This is a genomic window from Streptomyces sp. NPDC048191 (genome assembly GCF_040652655.1).
In the GTDB taxonomy this organism is placed as follows: domain Bacteria; phylum Actinomycetota; class Actinomycetes; order Streptomycetales; family Streptomycetaceae; genus Streptomyces.
The window spans coordinates 155443-174571 of the sequence record NZ_JBEZMO010000007.1; the positions used below are offsets into that span (position 1 = coordinate 155443).

18 protein-coding genes and 1 riboswitch are annotated in these 19129 nt (G+C 70.7%); of the genes, 11 read left to right on the top strand and 7 right to left on the bottom strand.

Annotated elements, in window-relative coordinates:
• Positions 1–38 precede the first annotated feature (38 nt).
• Positions 39–761 carry a M50 family metallopeptidase gene (locus tag AB0D93_RS14555; RefSeq protein ID WP_362118613.1) on the bottom strand — a complete coding sequence of 241 codons (723 nt, stop codon included), beginning with the start codon at positions 759–761 and terminating at the stop codon, positions 39–41.
• A 105-nt stretch (positions 762–866) separates the two neighbouring features.
• Here AB0D93_RS14555 and AB0D93_RS14560 point away from each other — a divergent pair, with 105 nt between their 5' ends.
• From AB0D93_RS14560 to AB0D93_RS14605, 10 genes are all read left to right on the top strand, one after another.
• A complete protein-coding gene (locus AB0D93_RS14560; RefSeq protein WP_362118616.1) occupies positions 867–1682 on the top strand; it encodes an SOS response-associated peptidase in 816 nt (271 codons plus the stop codon).
• A 1-nt stretch (position 1683) separates the two neighbouring features.
• Positions 1684–2310, top strand: a complete 627-nt coding sequence (locus tag AB0D93_RS14565) for an alpha/beta family hydrolase (protein ID WP_362118619.1) — start codon at positions 1684–1686, stop codon at positions 2308–2310.
• Between the two features lie 256 nt (positions 2311–2566).
• Positions 2567–3262: an RNA polymerase sigma factor SigR gene (sigR, locus tag AB0D93_RS14570; protein WP_362118622.1), complete on the top strand. Its 696-nt coding sequence runs from the start codon at positions 2567–2569 to the stop codon at positions 3260–3262.
• The gene (rsrA, locus tag AB0D93_RS14575) at positions 3259–3561 is read left to right on the top strand and encodes a mycothiol system anti-sigma-R factor (protein WP_351799508.1); all 303 of its coding nucleotides are present in this window, start codon (positions 3259–3261) and stop codon (positions 3559–3561) included. Before sigR ends, rsrA begins: the two co-directional genes overlap by 4 nt.
• Before the next feature lie 108 nt (positions 3562–3669).
• A complete protein-coding gene (locus tag AB0D93_RS14580) occupies positions 3670–4968 on the top strand; it encodes an HD-GYP domain-containing protein (RefSeq protein ID WP_362118626.1) in 1299 nt (432 codons plus the stop codon).
• Complete coding sequence (locus AB0D93_RS14585; RefSeq protein WP_362118629.1) at positions 4965–6254, top strand: HD domain-containing protein; 1290 nt, start codon at positions 4965–4967, stop codon at positions 6252–6254. The genes AB0D93_RS14580 and AB0D93_RS14585 overlap by 4 nt, the downstream gene beginning before the upstream one ends.
• A gap of 99 nt (positions 6255–6353) precedes the next feature.
• A complete protein-coding gene (locus AB0D93_RS14590; RefSeq protein WP_362118632.1) occupies positions 6354–7334 on the top strand; it encodes a hypothetical protein in 981 nt (326 codons plus the stop codon).
• A gap of 73 nt (positions 7335–7407) precedes the next feature.
• Complete coding sequence (def, locus tag AB0D93_RS14595) at positions 7408–8058, top strand: peptide deformylase (protein ID WP_362118635.1); 651 nt, start codon at positions 7408–7410, stop codon at positions 8056–8058.
• Positions 8059–8349: 291 nt separating this feature from the next.
• Entirely contained in the window at positions 8350–9435 is a 1086-nt protein-coding gene (cyc1, locus tag AB0D93_RS14600) for an epi-isozizaene synthase (RefSeq protein WP_362118638.1), read from the top strand.
• Positions 9432–10802, top strand: a complete 1371-nt coding sequence (locus AB0D93_RS14605) for a cytochrome P450 (RefSeq protein ID WP_362118641.1) — start codon at positions 9432–9434, stop codon at positions 10800–10802. Before cyc1 ends, AB0D93_RS14605 begins: the two co-directional genes overlap by 4 nt.
• Positions 10803–10824: 22 nt before the next feature.
• Here AB0D93_RS14605 and AB0D93_RS14610 read toward each other — a convergent pair whose 3' ends face one another.
• The gene (locus AB0D93_RS14610) at positions 10825–11787 is read right to left on the bottom strand and encodes a helix-turn-helix domain-containing protein (protein ID WP_362118644.1); all 963 of its coding nucleotides are present in this window, start codon (positions 11785–11787) and stop codon (positions 10825–10827) included.
• Positions 11788–12102: 315 nt separating this feature from the next.
• Here AB0D93_RS14610 and AB0D93_RS14615 point away from each other — a divergent pair, with 315 nt between their 5' ends.
• Complete coding sequence (locus tag AB0D93_RS14615; RefSeq protein WP_362118647.1) at positions 12103–12888, top strand: hypothetical protein; 786 nt, start codon at positions 12103–12105, stop codon at positions 12886–12888.
• 7 nt (positions 12889–12895) lie between these two features.
• On the opposite strand, the gene AB0D93_RS14620 is transcribed toward AB0D93_RS14615, so the two are convergent.
• The 5 genes from AB0D93_RS14620 to AB0D93_RS14640 form a co-directional block, all read right to left on the bottom strand.
• Positions 12896–13903, bottom strand: coding sequence for a ribonucleotide-diphosphate reductase subunit beta (locus AB0D93_RS14620; protein ID WP_362118650.1), 1008 nt, complete (start codon positions 13901–13903; stop codon positions 12896–12898).
• Positions 13904–13959: 56 nt separating this feature from the next.
• Positions 13960–16323, bottom strand: coding sequence for a ribonucleoside-diphosphate reductase subunit alpha (locus tag AB0D93_RS14625; protein WP_362118653.1), 2364 nt, complete (start codon positions 16321–16323; stop codon positions 13960–13962).
• Between the two features lie 126 nt (positions 16324–16449).
• A riboswitch (cobalamin riboswitch) is annotated at positions 16450–16592 on the bottom strand.
• 35 nt (positions 16593–16627) lie between these two features.
• Positions 16628–17134, bottom strand: a complete 507-nt coding sequence (locus AB0D93_RS14630; RefSeq protein WP_362118656.1) for a GNAT family N-acetyltransferase — start codon at positions 17132–17134, stop codon at positions 16628–16630.
• 74 nt (positions 17135–17208) lie between these two features.
• Positions 17209–18837 (bottom strand): monocarboxylate uptake permease MctP, encoded by a 1629-nt coding sequence (gene mctP / locus AB0D93_RS14635; protein WP_362118659.1) that lies wholly within the window; start codon positions 18835–18837, stop codon positions 17209–17211.
• The gene (locus AB0D93_RS14640; RefSeq protein WP_362118662.1) at positions 18834–19097 is read right to left on the bottom strand and encodes a DUF3311 domain-containing protein; all 264 of its coding nucleotides are present in this window, start codon (positions 19095–19097) and stop codon (positions 18834–18836) included. Before AB0D93_RS14640 ends, mctP begins: the two co-directional genes overlap by 4 nt.
• Positions 19098–19129 lie beyond the last annotated feature (32 nt).

The window sequence follows — 19129 nt, forward strand, 5'->3', positions numbered from 1 at the left end:
TCGTTTTTTGTGTGGGCCGAGTGGGGGCCGCGCGTGTTTCACACGTCGAGCAGCCAGCGCCCTCCGCCGATCAGCGAACACACCGTCACCGCGTGGAACAGGAACAGCCACAGCGCCGCCGGTACGTGCGTGAGCCGGGACAGCTGGTCCGCGTCGGAGTCGCCCGCGCCACCCCGTGACCGCTTCATCTGCAGCTCGAACGGCGGCCGTACCCCGCCGAACAGCAGGAACCACACCACCGCGTACGCGAACGCCGCCTGCACCTGCGGCCCCGCCAGCCAGGACACCAGCAGGAAGGCGCCCCCGGCGAGCACCACGGTCAGCACGCCGTAGGCGTTGCGGACCATCACCAGCATCGCCACGAGCAGCGCCGTGGCCACCCACAGCAGCAGCGTGATCCGCCCGGCGGCCAGCAGGGCGGCGCCGCCGAGGCCCAGCAGCGAGGGCGCCGTGTAGCCGGCGGCGGCCGTCAGGATCATGCCCAGCCCGTACGGCTTGCCCCGGCTGACCGTGAGGCCGCTGGTGTCGGAGTGCAGCCGGATGCCGGTGAGCTGCCGGCCGGTGAGCAACGCGATCAGTCCGTGACCGCCCTCGTGCGCGATGGTGATCGCGTTGCGCGATATGCGCCACAGGCCGTGCGGGACGACGACGGCGAGCGCGGCGGCCAGCGTGGCGAGCACCACCCACAGGTCGGGATCGGGCTGGGTACCGGTGAGCCGGTCCCACAGGTCGGGCAGCGCGAGGGCGGCGAGGCTGTCCATGTGTCCGAGTGGCTCCCTGTGATCGTGATCAATAAGGGTCGGCGCGAAGCGCCGTCGTCGAGGGGTGGTGGTCGGGCGGCGGGTGGGCCTGGCAGTGTGGCACGTATGTGCGGACGGTATGCATCGAGTCGTAGGCCCGAGGATCTCGCAGGAGTCTTTGAGATCGAGAAGTGGGAGCCCGAGGAGACCCTGGAGCCGGACTACAACGTGGCTCCCACCAAGGAGGTCTACGCCGTCCTCGACCGCCCCCTGAAGGACGCGGACTCCCCGCGCCCGGTTCGCCAGCTGCGCCGGCTGCGGTGGGGGCTGGTGCCGTCCTGGGCCAAGACGCCCGAGGGCGGCGCCCGGATGATCAACGCGCGCGCGGAGACCGTGCACGAGAAGCCCGCCTACCGCCGCGCCTTCGCCGCCCGGCGCTGCATCGTCCCCGCCGACGGCTACTACGAGTGGGTCACCGGCACGCAGGAGCGCGACCTGGAGGTCGAGGGCAGGAAGAAGCGGCCGCGCAAGCAGCCGTACTTCGTGCTGCCGGCCGACGGCTCGGTGTTCGCGATGGCCGGGCTGTACGAGTTCTGGCGCGACCGGACCCTGCCCGACGACCATCCGCAGGCCTGGTGGGTCACCTGCTCCGTGATCACCACGGAGGCCGAGAAGACCCCGCTGGCCGTAGCCCCCGCCGAGGGCCCGCACGCCCTGGCCGACATCCACCCCCGGATGCCGCTGATGCTCACCCCGGACCGCTGGGACGCCTGGCTCGACCCGGGCCGCACCGACCCCGAGGACCTGCGCGGTCTGCTCGCCCCGCCCCCGCACGGCCTGATGCGCGCCTACCCGGTCTCCACGGCCGTCAGCAACGTCCGCAACAACGGGCCGGAGCTGCTGAAGGAGCTGGAGGCGCCGGAAGAGGGCACACTCTTCTGACGTGATCGAGATTGTCGAGACCGACGCCGGAACCGCCCGCATCACCTGGCACAGGGCGAAGAACGCACGGCTGGTGCTGGCCCTGAGCCATGGCGCGGGCGGTGGCATCGAGGCACGGGACCTCCAGGCGCTCGCCCGGGTGCTCCCGGGGCACGGCGTGACCGTGGCCCTCGTGGAGCAGCCCTGGCGTGTCGCGGGCAGGAAGGTCGCCCCCGCACCGAAGACCCTGGACGCCGGCTGGCGCGGTGTCCGGCCCGCGCTGTCCGGGATGGCGCTGCCGGTGATCTCCGGCGGCCGCAGTGCCGGGGCCCGGGTCGCCTGCCGTACGGCGGCCGAGCTGGGTGCGCACGCCGTGCTCGCGCTGAGTTTCCCGCTGCACCCGCCGGGCCGGCCGGAGAAGTCCCGCGCCGAGGAGCTGCTGGGCGCCGGGGTGCCGACGCTGGTCGTCCAGGGCGGGAACGATCCGTTCGGGAAGCCGGAGGAGTTCCCGGAGGGCGACTACGAGCTGATCGAGGTGCCGTACGGCGATCACGGGTTCGCGGTCCCCAAGCGCGCGGAGACCACCCAGGAGCGGGCCCTGGAGATCATCACCGAGGGCGTCGTGCAGTGGGTCGCGTCACTCGGGTGACGGCCGGGAATGTTGTGTGACGGACCACTGTTGTGGCGGACAGAAGTGCTGAGGCCTCGGCACCGACGTCGTAGGAGAGGAAGTCCGCCGCATGGGTTCGACCATCTGCCCGAGCCGTACGCGTAGCGCCGACCTGGACTGGACGGTACTGCACGCGGCCAGGACCGCTCCTATTCGAGGGGCGGCGGGCACGGGTGGTGTTCTATCCTCCGAATCGAGTGGGTCCGGTCTCGGTCCCGCCCGGGATCTTGAGGAGGTGGGTCCGGTCACCGGTACCGACGCAGGGACCGACAACGGCCAGGCGGAGCAGCCCGAGGGCCAGGACATCGGCGCGGAGGCGACCGACGAGTCCACCGCGCAGCGCAGTGCGCGCTTCGAGCGGGACGCGCTGGAGTTCCTCGACCAGATGTACTCGGCCGCGCTGCGCATGACGCGCAACCCGGCCGACGCCGAGGACCTGGTGCAGGAGACCTACGCCAAGGCGTACGCGTCCTTCCACCAGTTCCGCGAGGGCACCAACCTCAAGGCGTGGCTGTACCGGATCCTCACCAACACGTTCATCAACTCCTACCGCAAGAAGCAGCGCGAGCCGCAGCGCTCCGCCGCGGAGGAGATCGAGGACTGGCAGCTCGCCCGTGCCGAGTCGCACATGTCGACGGGTCTGCGCTCCGCCGAGTCGCAGGCGCTCGACCACCTGCCCGACTCGGACGTGAAGGCGGCGCTGCAGGCGATCCCCGAGGAGTTCCGCATCGCCGTCTATCTCGCGGACGTCGAGGGCTTTGCGTACAAGGAGATCGCGGACATCATGGGGACACCCATCGGTACGGTGATGTCCCGGCTGCACCGGGGCCGCCGTCAACTGCGCGGCATGCTGGAGGACTACGCCCGTGAGCGCGGGCTGGTCCCGGCGGGCGCCGGAGAGTCGAACGAAGCGAAAGGCTCGGGCTCATGAGCTGCGGAGAGCCGCACGAGACGGACTGCAGTGAGGTCCTCGACCATCTGTACGAGTTCCTCGACAGTGAGATGCCGGACGTCGATCGCGACAAGTTCCAGCACCACTTCGAGGAATGCTCTCCGTGCCTGGAGAAGTACGGTCTGGAGCAGGCCGTGAAGAAGCTGGTCAAGCGGTGCTGCGGCCATGACGACGTGCCCGCGGACCTGCGCGCCAAGGTGATGGGGCGGATCGACCTGATCCGCTCCGGGCAGACCGTGCCCGAGCACGACGTGACGGCGACGCCCCAGGAGAGCTGAGCGGCGCGCCGTATCACCCGAACGTGCTAATCCTCAGGTCGTAACCTCCGCACCCCCCGGTCCCCGCCCTAGGCTCCGAGCCCGGACAGGCATGGTCGGGGAGGGGCGATGGAGGCGGTACCGGCGAGAGTACGCGGCTTCGTGGCCGGTGTCGCCCTGCTGGCGCTGCTCTGCCTGCTGGCGCTGCCGACGGTACGCACCCCGTGGTGGGCGCTCGGCCTGCTCTGCGTGCTCCACGCCGCCTGCGAGCACGTCGTACGCCGCCGCTTCGGCGGCACCTTCCACCCCGTCCTGCTCGCCGGGGCGTTCCTGCTGCCACCGCCCGCCGCCGCACTGGTCCCGCTTCCCGCGGCCCTGCTCCCCCCGGACGGGCACGGGTCCTCGCCGCTCAGGCGCGTCTGGCGGGCCGCGCAGCTCGCGCTCGCCGTGTGGGGCGCCGCCACGGTGCACTGGACGCTCGGCGGCCGGAACGCCGTGGTCGCCTCCGACTTCCCGTACGCCCTGCTGCCCGCCGGCGCGGCCGTCCTCGCCTTCTGCCTGATCCAGACCGTCCTCGACGGCGGCATCCGCGCCGTCGCCCTCGGCATCCCGCTGCGCCGGGCTTGGCGCGGACTGCTGTGCCGCTCCCTCGCGCCCGTCGCGGTGCACGGGCTCGCGGGGCTGATGATGGCCGTGCTGTGGCGCAGCCCCTACGGCCCGGTCGCCGCGCTGCTCGTGCTGCTGCCGATGTGCGTGTCCGGGTGGATCTTCGCCCAGTACCACCGTGAGCGCGCCGCCCACCAGGCCACCATCCGCGCCCTCGTGCAGGCCGTCGACATCAAGGACGGCTACACCCGCGGCCACAGCGAACGCGTCGGACAGGCCTCCGTGATGATCGCCCGCGAGCTCGGCATGGACGACGAACGCGTCGAGGTGCTGCGCTTCGCCGGCATCCTCCACGACGTCGGCAAGCTCGGCGTCCCCACCCGGCTGCTGCGCAAGGACGGCCCGCTGACCCCCGAGGAGCGCCGGATCATCGAGCTGCACCCCGAGTACGGCCACGAGATGGTCCGCGGGATCTCCTTCCTCGGCGAGGCCCGCGCGGCGATCCTGCACCACCACGAACGCCTCGACGGCAGCGGCTACCCCTACGGCCTCGCCGGCACCCAGATCCCCGAGTGCGCCCGGGTCGTCGCCGTCGCCGACGCCTTCGACGCGATGACCTCCACCCGCTCCTACAGCAGGGCCCGGCCCGTCGAGGCGGCCGTCGCCGAGCTGGAGCGCTGCGCGGGCGCCCAGTTCGACCCGCGCATGGTCACCGCCCTCGCCCGGGCCCTGGGCCGCCACGGGTGGCACGCGACCGTCACCGCCGACGAGACGCCGGAGCCGGCCGAGGACCGGCAGCCGGTCACCGGGGCACCCCGGTGAACGCCCTGCGGACCGTCCACGGCGCCGCCGCCCTCGCCGCGGCCGGCTCCCTCGCCGGCACGTTGTGGACCGGCGTCGCCGACCGGGGCGTCGCGCTCGCCTTCGGGCTGCTCATAGCCGTCGGCGAGCTGACCCGGTGGAGCGGCACCCGGGCACGGCAGGCCGCCCCGCTCGCCACGGCAGGCTCGCTGTCGTACGCCCTGCTCGGGTCCGACGCGGGGCACCGGACGCTGCACGACGCGCCCCAGGTCGTCACCGTCGTCCTCGCCGCCTCCCTGCTCGGCGGTGTCCCGCACATCTGGTGCGGCCGCCCGACCCTCGACCACCTCGCCCGCCGCGTCCTGACCGTCGGATTCGCCGCCGTCTGCTTCCAACCCCTCTCCAACAGGGGAGTGTTCGACTCCTGGAGCGGCCCCGCCTACGCCCTGCTGCTCGTCGCCCTCCTCGTCCTCACCGCCCTGTGCGACGCCGTCCTGGCCGCCGTGCTGGCCCACTGCCGCACCCACTGGCCGTTCGGCCCGCTGCTGCGCGAGGAGCTGCGCGGACTGCTCGGTATCGGCTCCGCCGTCTGCGCGACCGGCGCGGTGATGGCGCTCGCGGTCGCCGTCGCCGGCCTGTGGGCGCTGCCGGTGTTCTGCCTGCCCCTGCTGCTCACCCAGTTGTCCGTGCGCCGGTACGCGGCCGTCCGCGCCACCTACCGGCAGACCATCGCCTCCCTCGCCCGCGCCACCGAGATCGCCGGCTGCACGCCCGCCGGGCACGCCCGCCGCGTCGCGGCCCTCAGCCTCGCCGTGGGCAGGGACCTCGGCATGACCGGGGGCGAACTGACGGTCCTGGAGTACGCGGCCCTCATGCACGACATCGGTCAGCTGAGCCTGGTCGACCCGGTCCCGGCGGGCGCCACCGCGGGGCTGCCCGCCGAGGAACAGCGGCGCATCGCACTGCTCGGCGGGGCCGTCGTACGGCAGACCGGTGTGGCGGCCGCCGTCGCCGTGGTGGTGGAGCGGCAGGCGGATCCCCACCGCGACCAGCCGCCGGCCGCCCGGATCATCCGGGCCGTGAACGCCTACGACGAGAAGGCCAGGGACGCCGGTCCCGACGGCCCCCTGCGGGCGCTGGAGGAGCTGCGCCTCGGCACCGCCGACGACTACGCTCCCGAGGTGGTGGAGTCCCTCGCCCGGGTGCTGGCCCAGCCCTGGGCCTGGCGGGAGAGCGCGCCCGCGGAGGACGGCGGGAGACGTACGGCACTGTCTGACCCCGCGCCCGGCTGGGTAACCCATGGGTAATGAGCGCCTTTCCCGCCGTACGTGGTTGGATGCGAGGGAGAGGGTGTCCGGGGGCACAAGCCAGCCCACTGTGCGGAACGGAACTGGCAGGCGGGAATCGTGAGGATCTTCGGCAAGGGACGGCACCGGCCCTCCGCCTCCTGGCGGCAGGCCACCGACCGGGCGTTCACGCTGATCGGCGACGGACGGTACGAGGACGCGGGCGAGCTGCTGACACGGGCCGCCGATCTGGAGCCCTGGCTGTCGGAGTCCTGGTTCAACCTCGCCCTGCTGCACAAGTTCCGGCACGACTGGGAGCAGGCCCGCGCGGCCGGGCTCCGGGCGGTGGCGCTGCTGGAGCGGGAGGCCGGGGCTCCCGACTGGTGGAACGTCGGCATCGCCGCCACCGCCCTGCAGGACTGGCCGCTGGCCCGCCGCGCCTGGCAGGCGTACGGGCTGAAGGTGCCCGGCGGCGCCACCGTGGCCGGGGAGCCGGTCGGCATGGAGCTGGGCAGCGCGGCCGTGCGGCTCTCCCCCGAGGGCGAGGCCGAGGTCGTGTGGGGCCGCAGGCTGGACCCGGCGCGGATGGAGGTGCTGTCCATCCCGCTTCCCTCGTCCGGGCGACGCTGGGGCGAGGTCGTGCTGCACGACGGGGTGCCGCACGGCGAGCGCACCACGTCCACGGGCCACGCCTACCCGGTCTTCGACGAGATCGAGCTGTGGGCGCCCTCGCCCGTGCCCACCTGGGTGGTCCTGCTGGAGGCGGCCACGGAGGCGGACCGGGACGCGCTGGAGCAGCTGGCCGCCGACGCGGGGTTCGCCGCGGAGGACTGGTCGTCGTCCGTGCGGCTGCTGTGCCGGATGTGCTCGGAGTCGCGGATGCCGTCCGACGAGGGCGAAGGGGTGCATCTGGATCCCCACGACCACAGCGAGCCCGGACATCCCGGACCGCTCGGGCACCGTACCGACGGGCAGCTGTGGGTGCCCGAGCGTGAGTGCGGGGTGGCGGCTCCGGCGTCGCTCGTTCGGGGGCTGCTGGACGGATGGGTCGCCGACAGCCCGGACTCGCGGGACTGGCGGGACCTCGAAGAGGTTTGCTGAGCCGCCGGTGACCGACCGCCTTTAGGCTGTACCCGAGACTTTTCCCAGGTTTGCAGGAAGGCGTACGTCGGTCATGGCGCAGCAGGACACCGATCAGCAGCACGCGGGCGTGCTCCCCGTCGACGACGAGGGGTACGTCGTCGACACGGAGGACTGCGAGGAGCGCGAGACCGCCTGGCGCGAGCGCGGCACCTCGCGGCCGATCACGGTCGTCGGCAACCCGGTGCTGCACAAGGAGTGCAAGGACGTCACCGAGTTCGGCGAGGAGCTGCAGCAGCTGGTCGCCGACATGTTCGCCAGCCAGCGCACCGCCGAGGGCGTGGGCCTGGCCGCCAACCAGATCGGCGTCGACCTGAAGGTCTTCGTCTACGACTGCCAGGACGACGAGGGCGCCCGGCACGTGGGCGTGGTGTGCAACCCGAAGCTGGTCGACCTGCCGGCCGACAGGCGCCGCCTGGACGACAGCAACGAGGGCTGCCTGTCCGTGCCGACGGCGTACGCGCCGCTCGCCCGTCCCGACTACGCCGAGGTGACCGGCCAGGACGAGCGGGGCAACCCGGTCAAGGTGCGCGGCACCGGCTACTTCGCACGGTGTTTGCAGCACGAGACCGACCACCTCTACGGCTACCTGTACATCGACCGGCTGTCCAAGCGGGACCGCAAGGACGCGCTGCGGCAGATGGCCGAGAACGAGCCACGTTATCCCGTGGTCGCCAACGACTAGACCCGGCAGGGCCGTTGGGGCGCCCGGCCGGGATCACTCCCGGTCGGGCGCCCTTCGTACGGGCCGGTCTCGCTCGTCCGTGCGTCGTACAACCGACCCCTTCCGTCCGCCTGGTGATCCTTAATCGGTCACACGAGGGGGGATTCTCGGCACCTTGGGGTAGTGAGTGGAGCAAATCCGTTCCCATGGCGGTCAGTTGTGGTGCTGAATGGAAGTGCGGGGATACGCAACGGCGCACGCCCGGCACAACGGCAGGGGTGTGTGCTCCCGGCGGCGGAGAGGGGTTTGTACGTGCATGCTTTCCCACACAGCACCACAGCGACGCCGACGGCGGTCGTAGTACCACCCTCACTGGCACTCCCGGTGATCGAGTCCGCCTTTCCACGGCGACTCCACCCGTATTGGCCGCGACTACAGGAGAAGACGCGGCTCTGGCTGCTGGAAAAACGGCTGATGCCGGCGGACAAGGTGGAGGAATATGCCGATGGACTGTGCTACACCGACCTCATGGCGGGCTACTACCTCGGCGCCCCCGAAGAGGTTCTGCAGGCCATCGCCGACTACAGCGCCTGGTTCTTCGTCTGGGACGACTGCCACGACCGCCACGTCGTCCACGGCCGGACCGGCGACTGGCGGCGGCTGAGGTACCGCCTGCACGCGGCCCTGGACGCACCCCGGCACCATCTGCACCACCCGGACGCGCTGGTCGCCGGTTTCGCGGACAGCGTGCTGCGACTGTTCGGCTTCCTGCCGCGCACCTGGAGCCAGCGCTTCGCCCGGCACTTCCACGCGGTGATCGAGGCCTACGACCGCGAGTTCCGCAACCGCACCGAGGGATACATACCCGGCGTCGAGGAGTACCTCGCCCTGCGCCGGCTCACCTTCGCGCACTGGATATGGACGGATCTGCTCGAACCCAGCGCCGAGTGTGAACTCCCGGACGCCGTACGGAAAAACACGGCCTTTCGCCGGGCCGCGCTGCTCAGTCAGGAATTCGCCGCCTGGTACAACGATCTGTGCTCGCTGCCGAAGGAAATAGCGGGCGACGAGGTCCACAATCTCGGAATCAGTCTCATCACCCATGAGGGGCTGACCCTCGAGGAATCCGTGGACGAAGTGCGGCGGCGCGTCGAGGAATGCGTCAGCGAATTCATCGAAGCCGAGCAGGACGCGCTGCGGTTCGCCGACGAACTCGCCGACGGCACGGTCCGAGGAAAGGAACTGAGCACCGCGGTGCGCGCCTGCGTCGGCAATATGCGGAACTGGTTCAGCTCCGTCTACTGGTTCCACCACGAGTCCGGCCGGTACATGGTCGACACCTGGGACGACCGGTCCACGCCCCCGTACGTCACGAACGAAGCGGCAGGTGAGAAATGACCGTCGAGTCTGTGCAGCCCCTGACCTCCGAGACGACCCCACTGCGTGAACCGCCCCTGGCCGGTGGTGCCGTGCCGGGCCTCGGGCACGGCCTGAAGCTGGTCCGCGACCCGCTCGCCTTCATGTCCCGGCTCCGCGACCACGGGGACGTCGTACGCCTCAAGCTCGGCCCCAAGACGGTGTACGCCGTCACCACGCCGGAGCTCACCGGCGCGCTCGCGCTCAGCCCCGACTTCAAGATCGACGGACCGCTGTGGGAGTCCCTCGAAGGACTGCTCGGCAAGGAGGGCGTGGCCACGGCCAACGGCCCCCGGCACCGGCGCCAGCGGCGCACCATCCAGCCCGCCTTCCGGCTGGACGCGATCCCCGCCTACGGGCCGGTCATGGAGGAGGAGGCGCATGCGCTCACCGAGCGCTGGCGGCCGGGCGAGACCATCGACTGCACCTCCGAGTCCTTCCGGGTGGCCGTCCGCATCGCCGCCCGCTGCCTGCTGCGCGGCGAGTACATGGACGAGCGGGCCGAACGGCTCAGCGTCGACCTCGCCACCGTCTTCCGCGGCATGTACCGCAGGATGGTCGTCCCGCTCGGACCGCTGTACCGGCTGCCGTTCCCGGCCAACCGCGAATTCAACCGGGCGCTGGCCGATTTGCATCTGCTGGTCGACGAGATCGTCGCCGAGCGGAGGGCATCTGGTCAAAAGCCGGACGATTTGCTGACGGCATTGCTCGAGGCAAAGGACGACAATGGCGACCCCATCGGGGAACAGGAGATCCACGACCAGGTCGTCGCGATACTCACCCCCGGCAGCGAAACAGTGGCGTCCACGATCATGTGGCTGCTCCAGGTCCTCGCGGAACACCCGGAACACTCCGAGAAGGTACGGACCGAGGTCGAATCCGTGACCGGCGGCCGACCGGTCGGATTTGAGCACGTGCGCTCACTCAGGCACACCAACAATGTCGTCGTCGAGGCCATGCGGCTCAGGCCGGCCGTATGGATATTGACGCGTCGCGCGGTGACCGACACCGCGCTCGGCGGCTATCGCATTCCGGCGGGGGCGGACATCGTCTACAGCCCGTACGCGATCCAGCGCGACGCCCGCTCCTACGACGGTCATCTCGACTTCGACCCCGACCGGTGGCTGCCGGAGCGGTCCAAGGAGGTGCCGAAGTACGCCATGAGCCCCTTCAGCGTCGGCAACCGCAAGTGCCCCAGCGACCACTTCTCCATGGCCCAGCTGAGCCTGATCACCGCGGCGATCTCGGCGAAGTACCGCTTCGAGCAGGTCAGCGGGTCGAACGACACCACCCGCGTGGGCATCACGCTCCGCCCGCACAACCTGCTGCTGAGGCCGAGGCCCTGGTAGGACACCTGGTACCGGCGCGCGCTCACGCGGCCCGCGGGCCGCGGAACGCGCGCCGGTAGGCGTTGGGGGTGGTGCCGATCGCCCGCACGAACTGGTACCGCATGGCGGCGGCCGTACCGAACCCGGTCCGTGCGGCGATCGCGTCCATGGTCTCGTCGGTCCCCTCCAGCAACTCCTGGGCGCGCAGCACCCGTTGCCGCAGCAGCCACCGATAGGGAGTGGTCCCGGTGTCCTGCTGGAAGCGGCGCGCGAAGGTGCGCGGCGCCATGTGGGCGCGGGCGGCGAGCTGCTCGACGGTCACCTCCCGCTCGAGGTTCTCCTCCATCCACACCAGCACCTCGCCGACGGTGTCGCACGGCGCCTTCGGCAGGGGCCGCTCGATGAACTGGGCCTGCCCGCCGTCCCGGTGCGGCGGTACGACCATCCGGCGGGCGATCCTGTTGGCGACCTCGGGACCCTGCTCCTTGCGCACGAGATGCAGACAGGCGTCGATGCCGGCCGCGGTGCCGGCGGAGGTGATCACCGGGTCCTCGTCGACGTACAGCACGTCGGGCTCGACGGTCAGCCGAGGGTACTGGCGGGCCAGCTCGGCCGCGTGGTGCCAGTGCACGGCGCAGCGCCGGCCGTCCAGCAGTCCGGCCGCGGCGAGCACGAAGACCCCGGAGCAGACGCTGAGCACCCGGGCACCGCGGTCCACCCCGCGGCGCAGGGCGTCGAGCAGCCCGGGTGGGAACGGGCGCGTCTCGTAGCAGGACCCGGCCGGCACGGCGATCAGGTCGGCCGATTCCAGGCGCTCCAGGCCGTGCTCGACCTGCAGGGAGAACCCGGCGTTGGAGCGCAGCACCGGGCCCTCGGCCGAGGCGACCGCGAAGTCGTACACCGGCAGACCCTCGTCACTGCGGTCGATGCCGAACACCTCGCAGACGACGGCCATCTCGAAGGGGTTCACGCCGTCGAGCAGCACGGCGGCCACGTTCTGCAGCATGCTGCCAGTGTGCCTCGGCGGTGGCAGTAAATCGAGGGTGTACGGCAGTCCTGCCACTCTCGGTAAGGAGCATCCGGCGCGACAGTGGTGTCATGGCGACGACACAGACAGAAGGACTGCTCGGCATGATCGCCGTGCTCGGGATCCTGGGCCTGCTGGTCCTCCCGGCGGCGATCGGCATCGTGCACGACAGGATCATCGACCGTCAGATCGCAAGGGCGACACGGCACGGCCCGTCCGCTCGGAGGGAACACCCGTACGAACCCCGTCCGCCCGCTGTGTACTCTCTCCTCTCCACCACAAGGGGGAGGGATCATGCGAGGCAGAACGGCCCGCACGGCATCGGCTCTGGCGGGCGGGGCGGCGGCCCTGACGCTGCTCACGGCGACCGGGGCGCACGCCGAGAGGCGGGGTGACATCCGGGTCACCGCCGCCGTCGTCAACGGCGGGAAGAACGTCATCATCGGCACGTCCCGGCGCGTCACGTACCCGATTGCCATCACCGTCAAGGACAACTCGGGGGTGAAGGGCCTGTCGCACGTCAGCGTCTTCAACAAGGCCGACGGCTGGGGCTTCGGCGACTGGACCGGCACCACGTGCGTCAGGAAGAGCTCCACCACGTCCGTGTGCACGGCCACGATGGAGCTCGCCCCGCAGTCGCTCCCGGGCAGCCTGCCCGAGGACGTCGACAACACCGTCGGCGTCTGGCAGGTCGACGCCACGGTCCGGGCCAACGACGGTGACTACTGGATCGCCGACGACATCGCCGAGTTCAAGACGAAGCGTGCCTCCGAGCTGACGACCGACGCCTCACCCGAGCCCGTCGCCAAGGGCGCGAAGCTGACCGTCACCGGCCGGCTGACCCGGGCGAACCGGGAGGACCTGCAGTACCACGGGTTCACCGGGCAGGACGTGAAGCTCCAGTTCAGGGCGGACGGCGCCGCCCACTACGCCACGGTCAAGACCGTCCGCACGGGCGACGCCGGGAAGCTCGGCACCAAGGTCACCGCCACCTCTGCGGGCAGCTGGTTCTGGTACTTCCCCGGCACGACGACGACCGCTCGCGTCGTGTCGGCCGGGGACGCGGTGAAACTGAGGTAACCGCCGGTCAGAAGTCCTCGTCCAGGTCGACGGTGCCCTCGACCGCGACCTGGTACGCCGACGGGCGGCGCTCGAAGAAGTTCGTCAGCTCCTGGACGCCCTGCAGCTCCATGAAGGAGAACGGGTTCTCCGAGCCGTACACCGGGGCGAAACCGAGGCGGGACAGGCGTTGGTCGGCGACGCACTCCAGGTACTGCCGCATCGACTCGGTGTTCATGCCCGGCAGGCCGTCACCGCACAGGTCGCGCGCGAACTGCAGCTCGGCCTCGACGGCCTCCTTGAGCATGTCGGTGACCTGCTGCTGGAGGGCGTCGTCGAACAGGTCCGGTTCCTCCTTGCGGACGGTGTCGACCACGTCGAAGGCGAACGACATGTGCATGGTCTCGTCGCGGAACACCCAGTTGGTGCCGGTGGCGAGGCCGTGCAGCAGACCCCGGCTGCGGAACCAGTAGACGTACGCGAAGGCACCGTAGAAGAACAGGCCCTCGATGCACGCGGCGAAGCAGATCAGGTTGAGCAGGAAGCGCCGGCGGTCGGCCTTCGTCTCCAGCCGGTCGAGCTTGTCCACCGAGTCCATCCACGTGAAGCAGAACTGCGCCTTCTCGCGGATGGAGGGGATGTTCTCGACGGCCGCGAAGGCCGCCGCCCGGTCGTCCGGGTCGGGGAGGTAGGTGTCCAGGAGCGTCAGGTAGAACTGGACGTGCACGGCCTCCTCGAAGAGCTGACGGCTCAGGTACAGCCGCGCCTCGGGGGAGTTGATGTGCTTGTACAGCGTCAGCACCAGGTTGTTGGCGACGATCGAGTCACCCGTCGCGAAGAACGCGACCAGGCGGCCGATGAGGTGCTGCTCCTCGGGCGTCAGCTTCGCTAGGTCGGCGACGTCCGAGTGGAGGTCGACCTCCTCCACGGTCCAGGTGTTCTTGATCGCGTCCCGGTAGCGCTCGTAGAAGTCCGGGTAGCGCATGGGGCGCAGAGTCAGCTCGAAGCCCGGGTCGAGCAGGTTCTTGGCAGTCATCACAGTCGGCGCGAAGCGCCGTCCTCCAGGGGTGGTGGTCGGGTGGCGGGTGGGAATTACTGGCAGGCCTCGCAGGACTCGGGGTTTTCCAGGGAGCAGGCGACCGCGTCGGGGTCGGCGGCCTGCTGGACGGGGATGGCGGAAGGTGTCTGCGCCTGGGCGGCGCGGGCGATGCGGGTCGCCGGGCGCGAGCGCAGGTAGTACGTCGTCTTCAGGCCCGACTTCCAGGCGTACGCGTACATCGAGGAGAGCTTGCCGATGGTCGGCGTCTCCATGAAGAGGTTGAGGGACTGCGCCTGGTCCAGGAACGGGGTGCGCGCCGCGGCCATGTCGATCAGGCCGCGCTGCGGGATCTCCCACGCCGTGCGGTACAGCGCCCGTACGTCGGCCGGGATCCAGGCGAAGTCCTGCACCGAGCCGTTGGACTCGCGCAGCGCCTCCCGGGTCCGCGCGTCCCACACGCCGAGGTTCTTCAGGTCCTGCACCAGGTAGGAGTTGACCTGCAGGAACTCGCCGGAGAGCGTCTCGCGCTTGAACAGGTTGGAGACCTGCGGCTCGATGCACTCGTACACGCCCGCGATGGAGGCGATGGTGGCCGTCGGGGCGATCGCGAGCAGCAGCGAGTTGCGCATGCCGACGGACGCGATGCGCGACCGCAGGGCGGCCCAGCGCTCCGGCCAGGCCGGCTCGACGCCGTAGTGGTCGGGGTGCAGCACACCCTGGGCCGTACGGGTCTTCTCCCAGGCCGGCAGCGGGCCGTTGCGCTCGGCGAGGTCGGCGGAGGCCTCGTACGCGGCGAGCATGATCCGCTCGGCGATCCGCGTGGACAGGGCCTCCGCCTCCGGCGAGTCGAAGGGCAGACGCAGCTTGAAGAAGACGTCCTGAAGACCCATCGCGCCGAGGCCGACGGGACGCCACTTGGCGTTCGACCGTCCCGCCTGCTCGGTCGGGTAGAAGTTGATGTCCACGACACGGTCGAGGAAGGTGACGGCGGTGCGGACGGTCTCGTCCAGCCGCTGCCAGTCGATGTCCCCGTCGGCCACGAAGGCACCGAGGTTCACCGAACCGAGGTTGCAGACCGCCGTCTCCCCGTCGTCCGTGACCTCCAGGATCTCCGTGCAGAGGTTGGAGGAGTGGACCACGTGGCCCGGCAGGGCCGTCTGGTTGGCGGTGCGGTTGGCGGCGTCCTTGAAGGTCATCCAGCCGTTGCCGGTCTGCGCGAGGGTGCGCATCATCCGGCCGTACAGCTCACGGGCCGGCATGGACTTCCTCGCCAGACCCGCCGCCTCGGCCTTGCGGTAGGCGGCGTCGAACTCCGCGCCCCACAGGTCCACCAGTTCCGGCACGTCCGCCGGGGAGAACAGCGACCACTGCTCGTCGGCGTTGACCCGGCGCATGAACTCGTCCGGGACCCAGTGCGCGAGGTTCAGGTTGTGCGTGCGGCGGGCGTCCTCACCGGTGTTGTCCCGCAGCTCCAGGAACTCCTCGACGTCGGAGTGCCAGGTCTCCAGGTAGACGGCCGCGGCACCCTTGCGCCGGCCGCCCTGGTTCACGGCCGCCACCGAGGCGTCCAGGGTCTTCAGGAACGGGACGATGCCGTTGGAGTGCCCGTTCGTGCCCCGGATCAGCGAACCGCGGCTGCGGATGCGGGAGTACGACAGACCGATGCCACCGGCGTGCTTGGAGAGCCGGGCGACCTGGTGGTAGCGGTCGTAGATGGAGTCCAGCTCGTCCAGCGGGGAGTCGAGGAGGTAGCAGGACGACATCTGGGGGTGCCGCGTGCCGGAGTTGAAGAGGGTGGGGGAGGAGGGGAGGTAGTCCAGGCGGCTCATCAGCCCGTAGAGCGCGGCGACTTCGTCGGCCGACCTGGTCGTGTCGTCCTCGGCCAGGCCGCTCGCCACGCGCAGCATGAAGTGCTGGGGCGTCTCGATGACCCTGCGGGTGATGGGGTGCCGCAGCAGGTAGCGGCTGTGCAGGGTGCGCAGGCCGAAGTAGCCGAAGCGGTCGTCGGCCCGCCGGTCGATCAGCGCGTCGAGCCGCTCGGCGTGCAGCCGCGCGAACTCGGCGGTCCGGTCCGCGATGAGCCCCTCGCGGTGCCCGACGGCCACGGACTCGGTGAAGGACGTCACGCCCTGCGAGGCGGCCTCGGCGCGGATGGAGACGGTCAGCAGCCGGGCGGCGAGCCGGGAGTAGGCGGGGTCGTCGGAGATGAGTCCGGCGGCGGCCTCCGTGGCCAGCTCGCGCAACTCCGCCTCGTCGGCCCGAGCGGACCGGCCGCGCAGCGCGGCGGCGGCGACCCGGCCGGGGTCGGCGTCGGGGAGGTCGGCGGTCAGCTCGGTCAGGGTCCGCAGCAGCGCGGCACCGGGACCGTCGGTCTCCAGGCCGCTGGCTGAAGCCGGATCTGCTGGCGCGATGGTCACGTGGGGCTCTCCCTCGCTCGGCACGGGGGCCTTGCGGAGGGCAGGGGGCAGCCACGAGCGCACACGGCGTCGCGTCCACCGGCCCACCCCACGAGGCCCGGACGTCGGAAGGCACCCGGGCCGGACGGCCGGGCGCGTGCTGCCGGCAGGTCCTCGGACTGACACAGGCGCGCGAACACGCGCAAGTACACCGTTGCGGGACAGTTCCGGATTCGCACCGGATTCCCCTGCGGCGACAGCGAGGTCGAGCATACATCTAGTGCCGGGCTGTCGTGTCACCCCCAGATGTTGTGTCGTGGCGGTGTCAGAGTGTCAACTCGTAGGTGAGCAGAGTGATGTGGTCCAGCTCGGGCAGCGGATTCCAGTCCCGCTCGGGTGTGCGAACGAAACCCAGCCGTTCGTAGATGCGGTGGGCGGCGTGCATCGTGCGCTGGGTGGACAGGACGACGGCCCGGCAGCCCTCGGTGGCTCGCGCCCGGTCGACGCAGGCCCGCACGAGGGCCTCACCGGCGCCCTGGCCGCGCGCGGCGCCGGCCACGGCCAGCATGCGGATCTCGGCCTCACGGGGGCGGGCGATGTCGGCCATGGGGCCGGGGGACGGGACGAAGGTGACGCCGCCGAGGAGGGTGTCGTTCCGCATGGCCACGAGCACGTCGGCCGCGGCGGCTCTCTTGGCCACGTCTCGCAGCTCGCCGAGGTACCGGTCGCTCTCGCCGAAGTCCAGGAGGCCGTCCTGGAGGTAGGCCTGGGCGGTGATCTCACCGAGGGTTTCGTACTGGCCGGGGTGCGCGGGCCGGATCACGATGTCCATGGCACCGAGTCTGCCGGAGGGGTACGACGACGGGCCGCCGGATTTTCCCCGGCGGCCCGTCGTACGACGGCTGCCTAGTGACCGGCGCCGGCCGTCGCAGGCGGAAGCTCCACCTGGACCCCCGGGTCGCCCGCGTCCGCCGTGTAGTCGTCCGGCCTGGTCTCGTCGAGGCCCTCGGGGGCCTTCAGCGCCTTCAGGACGAAGGTCAGGACCACGGTGACCACGACGTTCAGCACGAACGCCGTGAGGCCGATGTAGCCGATCTCGCCGATGCCCGGGATCTCCTTCGCCGAGCCGCCGAAGTGCTTCTGGGTCGGGGAGGCGACGCCGTACGCGGCGAACGTGCCGTACACCATGCCGACCGCCCAGCCCGCGAGCAGGGCCCAGCGGTGGAACCAGCGGGTGAACAGGCCGCCGACCAGCGCCGGGAAGGTCTGCAGGATCCAGATGCCGCCCAGCAGCTGGAAGTTGATGGCGACCGTCTTGTCCATGGTGAGGACGAAGACCAGCGCGCCGACCTTCACCAGCAGCGAGACGATCTTGGAGACCTGGGCCTCCTGCTTCGGTGTGGCGTCCGGCTTGATGAAGTCCCGGTAGATGTTGCGGGTGAAGAGGTTCGCCGCCGCGATCGACATGATCGCCGCCGGCACCAGCGCGCCGATGCCGATCGCCGCGAAGGCCACGCCCGCGAACCAGTCCGGGAACATGTCCTCGAACAGCTGCGGGATCGCCAGCTGCCCGTTGGTGACCTTGACCCCGGCCGCGATCGCCATGAAGCCCAGCAGGGCCAGCAGCCCCAGCATCAGGGAGTACAGCGGCAGGATCGTGGTGTTGCGGCGGATCACCTCACGGCTCTTGGAGGAGAGCGTCGCGGTGATCGAGTGCGGGTACATGAAGAGCGCCAGCGCGGAGCCCAGGGCCAGGGTGGCGTACGTCCACTGGCCCGCCTCGGGCGGCACGAGCGCGCCGCGCGGCTTGCCCGTCGCCGGGTTGACCTGGCTGAACGCGTGGCCCGCCTTGGCGAAGACGTCGTCGAAGCCGCCCAGCTTGATCGGGATGTAGATGATCGCCACCGCGATGACGATGTAGATCAGCGCGTCCTTGACGAAGGCGATCAGGGCGGGGGCCCGCAGCCCGGAGGAGTAGGTGTAGGCCGCCAGCACGCCGAAGGCGATCAGCAGCGGCAGGTCCTTCACGAACCAGTTGGTGTTGTCGCCGCCGCCGACGCCCATCACGTCCAGCACCGCCTGGATGCCGACCAGCTGGAGCGCGATGTAGGGCATCGTCGCCAGGATGCCGGTCAGCGCCACCGCCAGCGACAGGCCCCTGGAGCCGAAGCGGCCGCGGACGAAGTCGGAGGTGGTGACGTACCCGTGGCGGTGCGAGACCGACCACAGGCGGGGCAGGAAGGTGAAGATCAGCGGGTAGACCAGGATCGTGTACGGCACCGCGAAGAAGCCGGACGCGCCCGCCGCGTAGATCGCCGCAGGCACGGCGACGAAGGTGTACGCCGTGTACAGGTCGCCGCCGAGCAGGAACCAGGTGACCCAGGTGCCGAAGGACCGCCCGCCCAGGCCCCATTCGTCCAGGGAGTGCTCGTTCTCGGCCCTGCGCCAGCGTGCGGCGAGGAAGCCCATGACCGTGACGGCCAGGAAGAAGAAGATGAAGACGCCGAGCGCGACGCCGTTGACGCCGTTCTTCACTTCGCCTCACCGCCCTGCTGGGCGGTGCGGGCACGCTGGTCGCGCTGCCACAGCTTGTACGCGGTGATGGTGAGCGCCGTGGAAATCAGCACCCAGAGCATCTGGTACCAGTAGAAGAACGGGATCCCGATGAAGGCGGGGTCCGCCTTGGCGTAGGAGCCGACCCAGAGCATCGCCACGAACGGCGCGACGAGACACAGGGCGATGATCACGCGCACCGGCGTGACCACCGGTGGTCTCACTTCAGGCGTACTGGACATGTCACGGCTCTCCGTCCCCTCGCTGATCACCT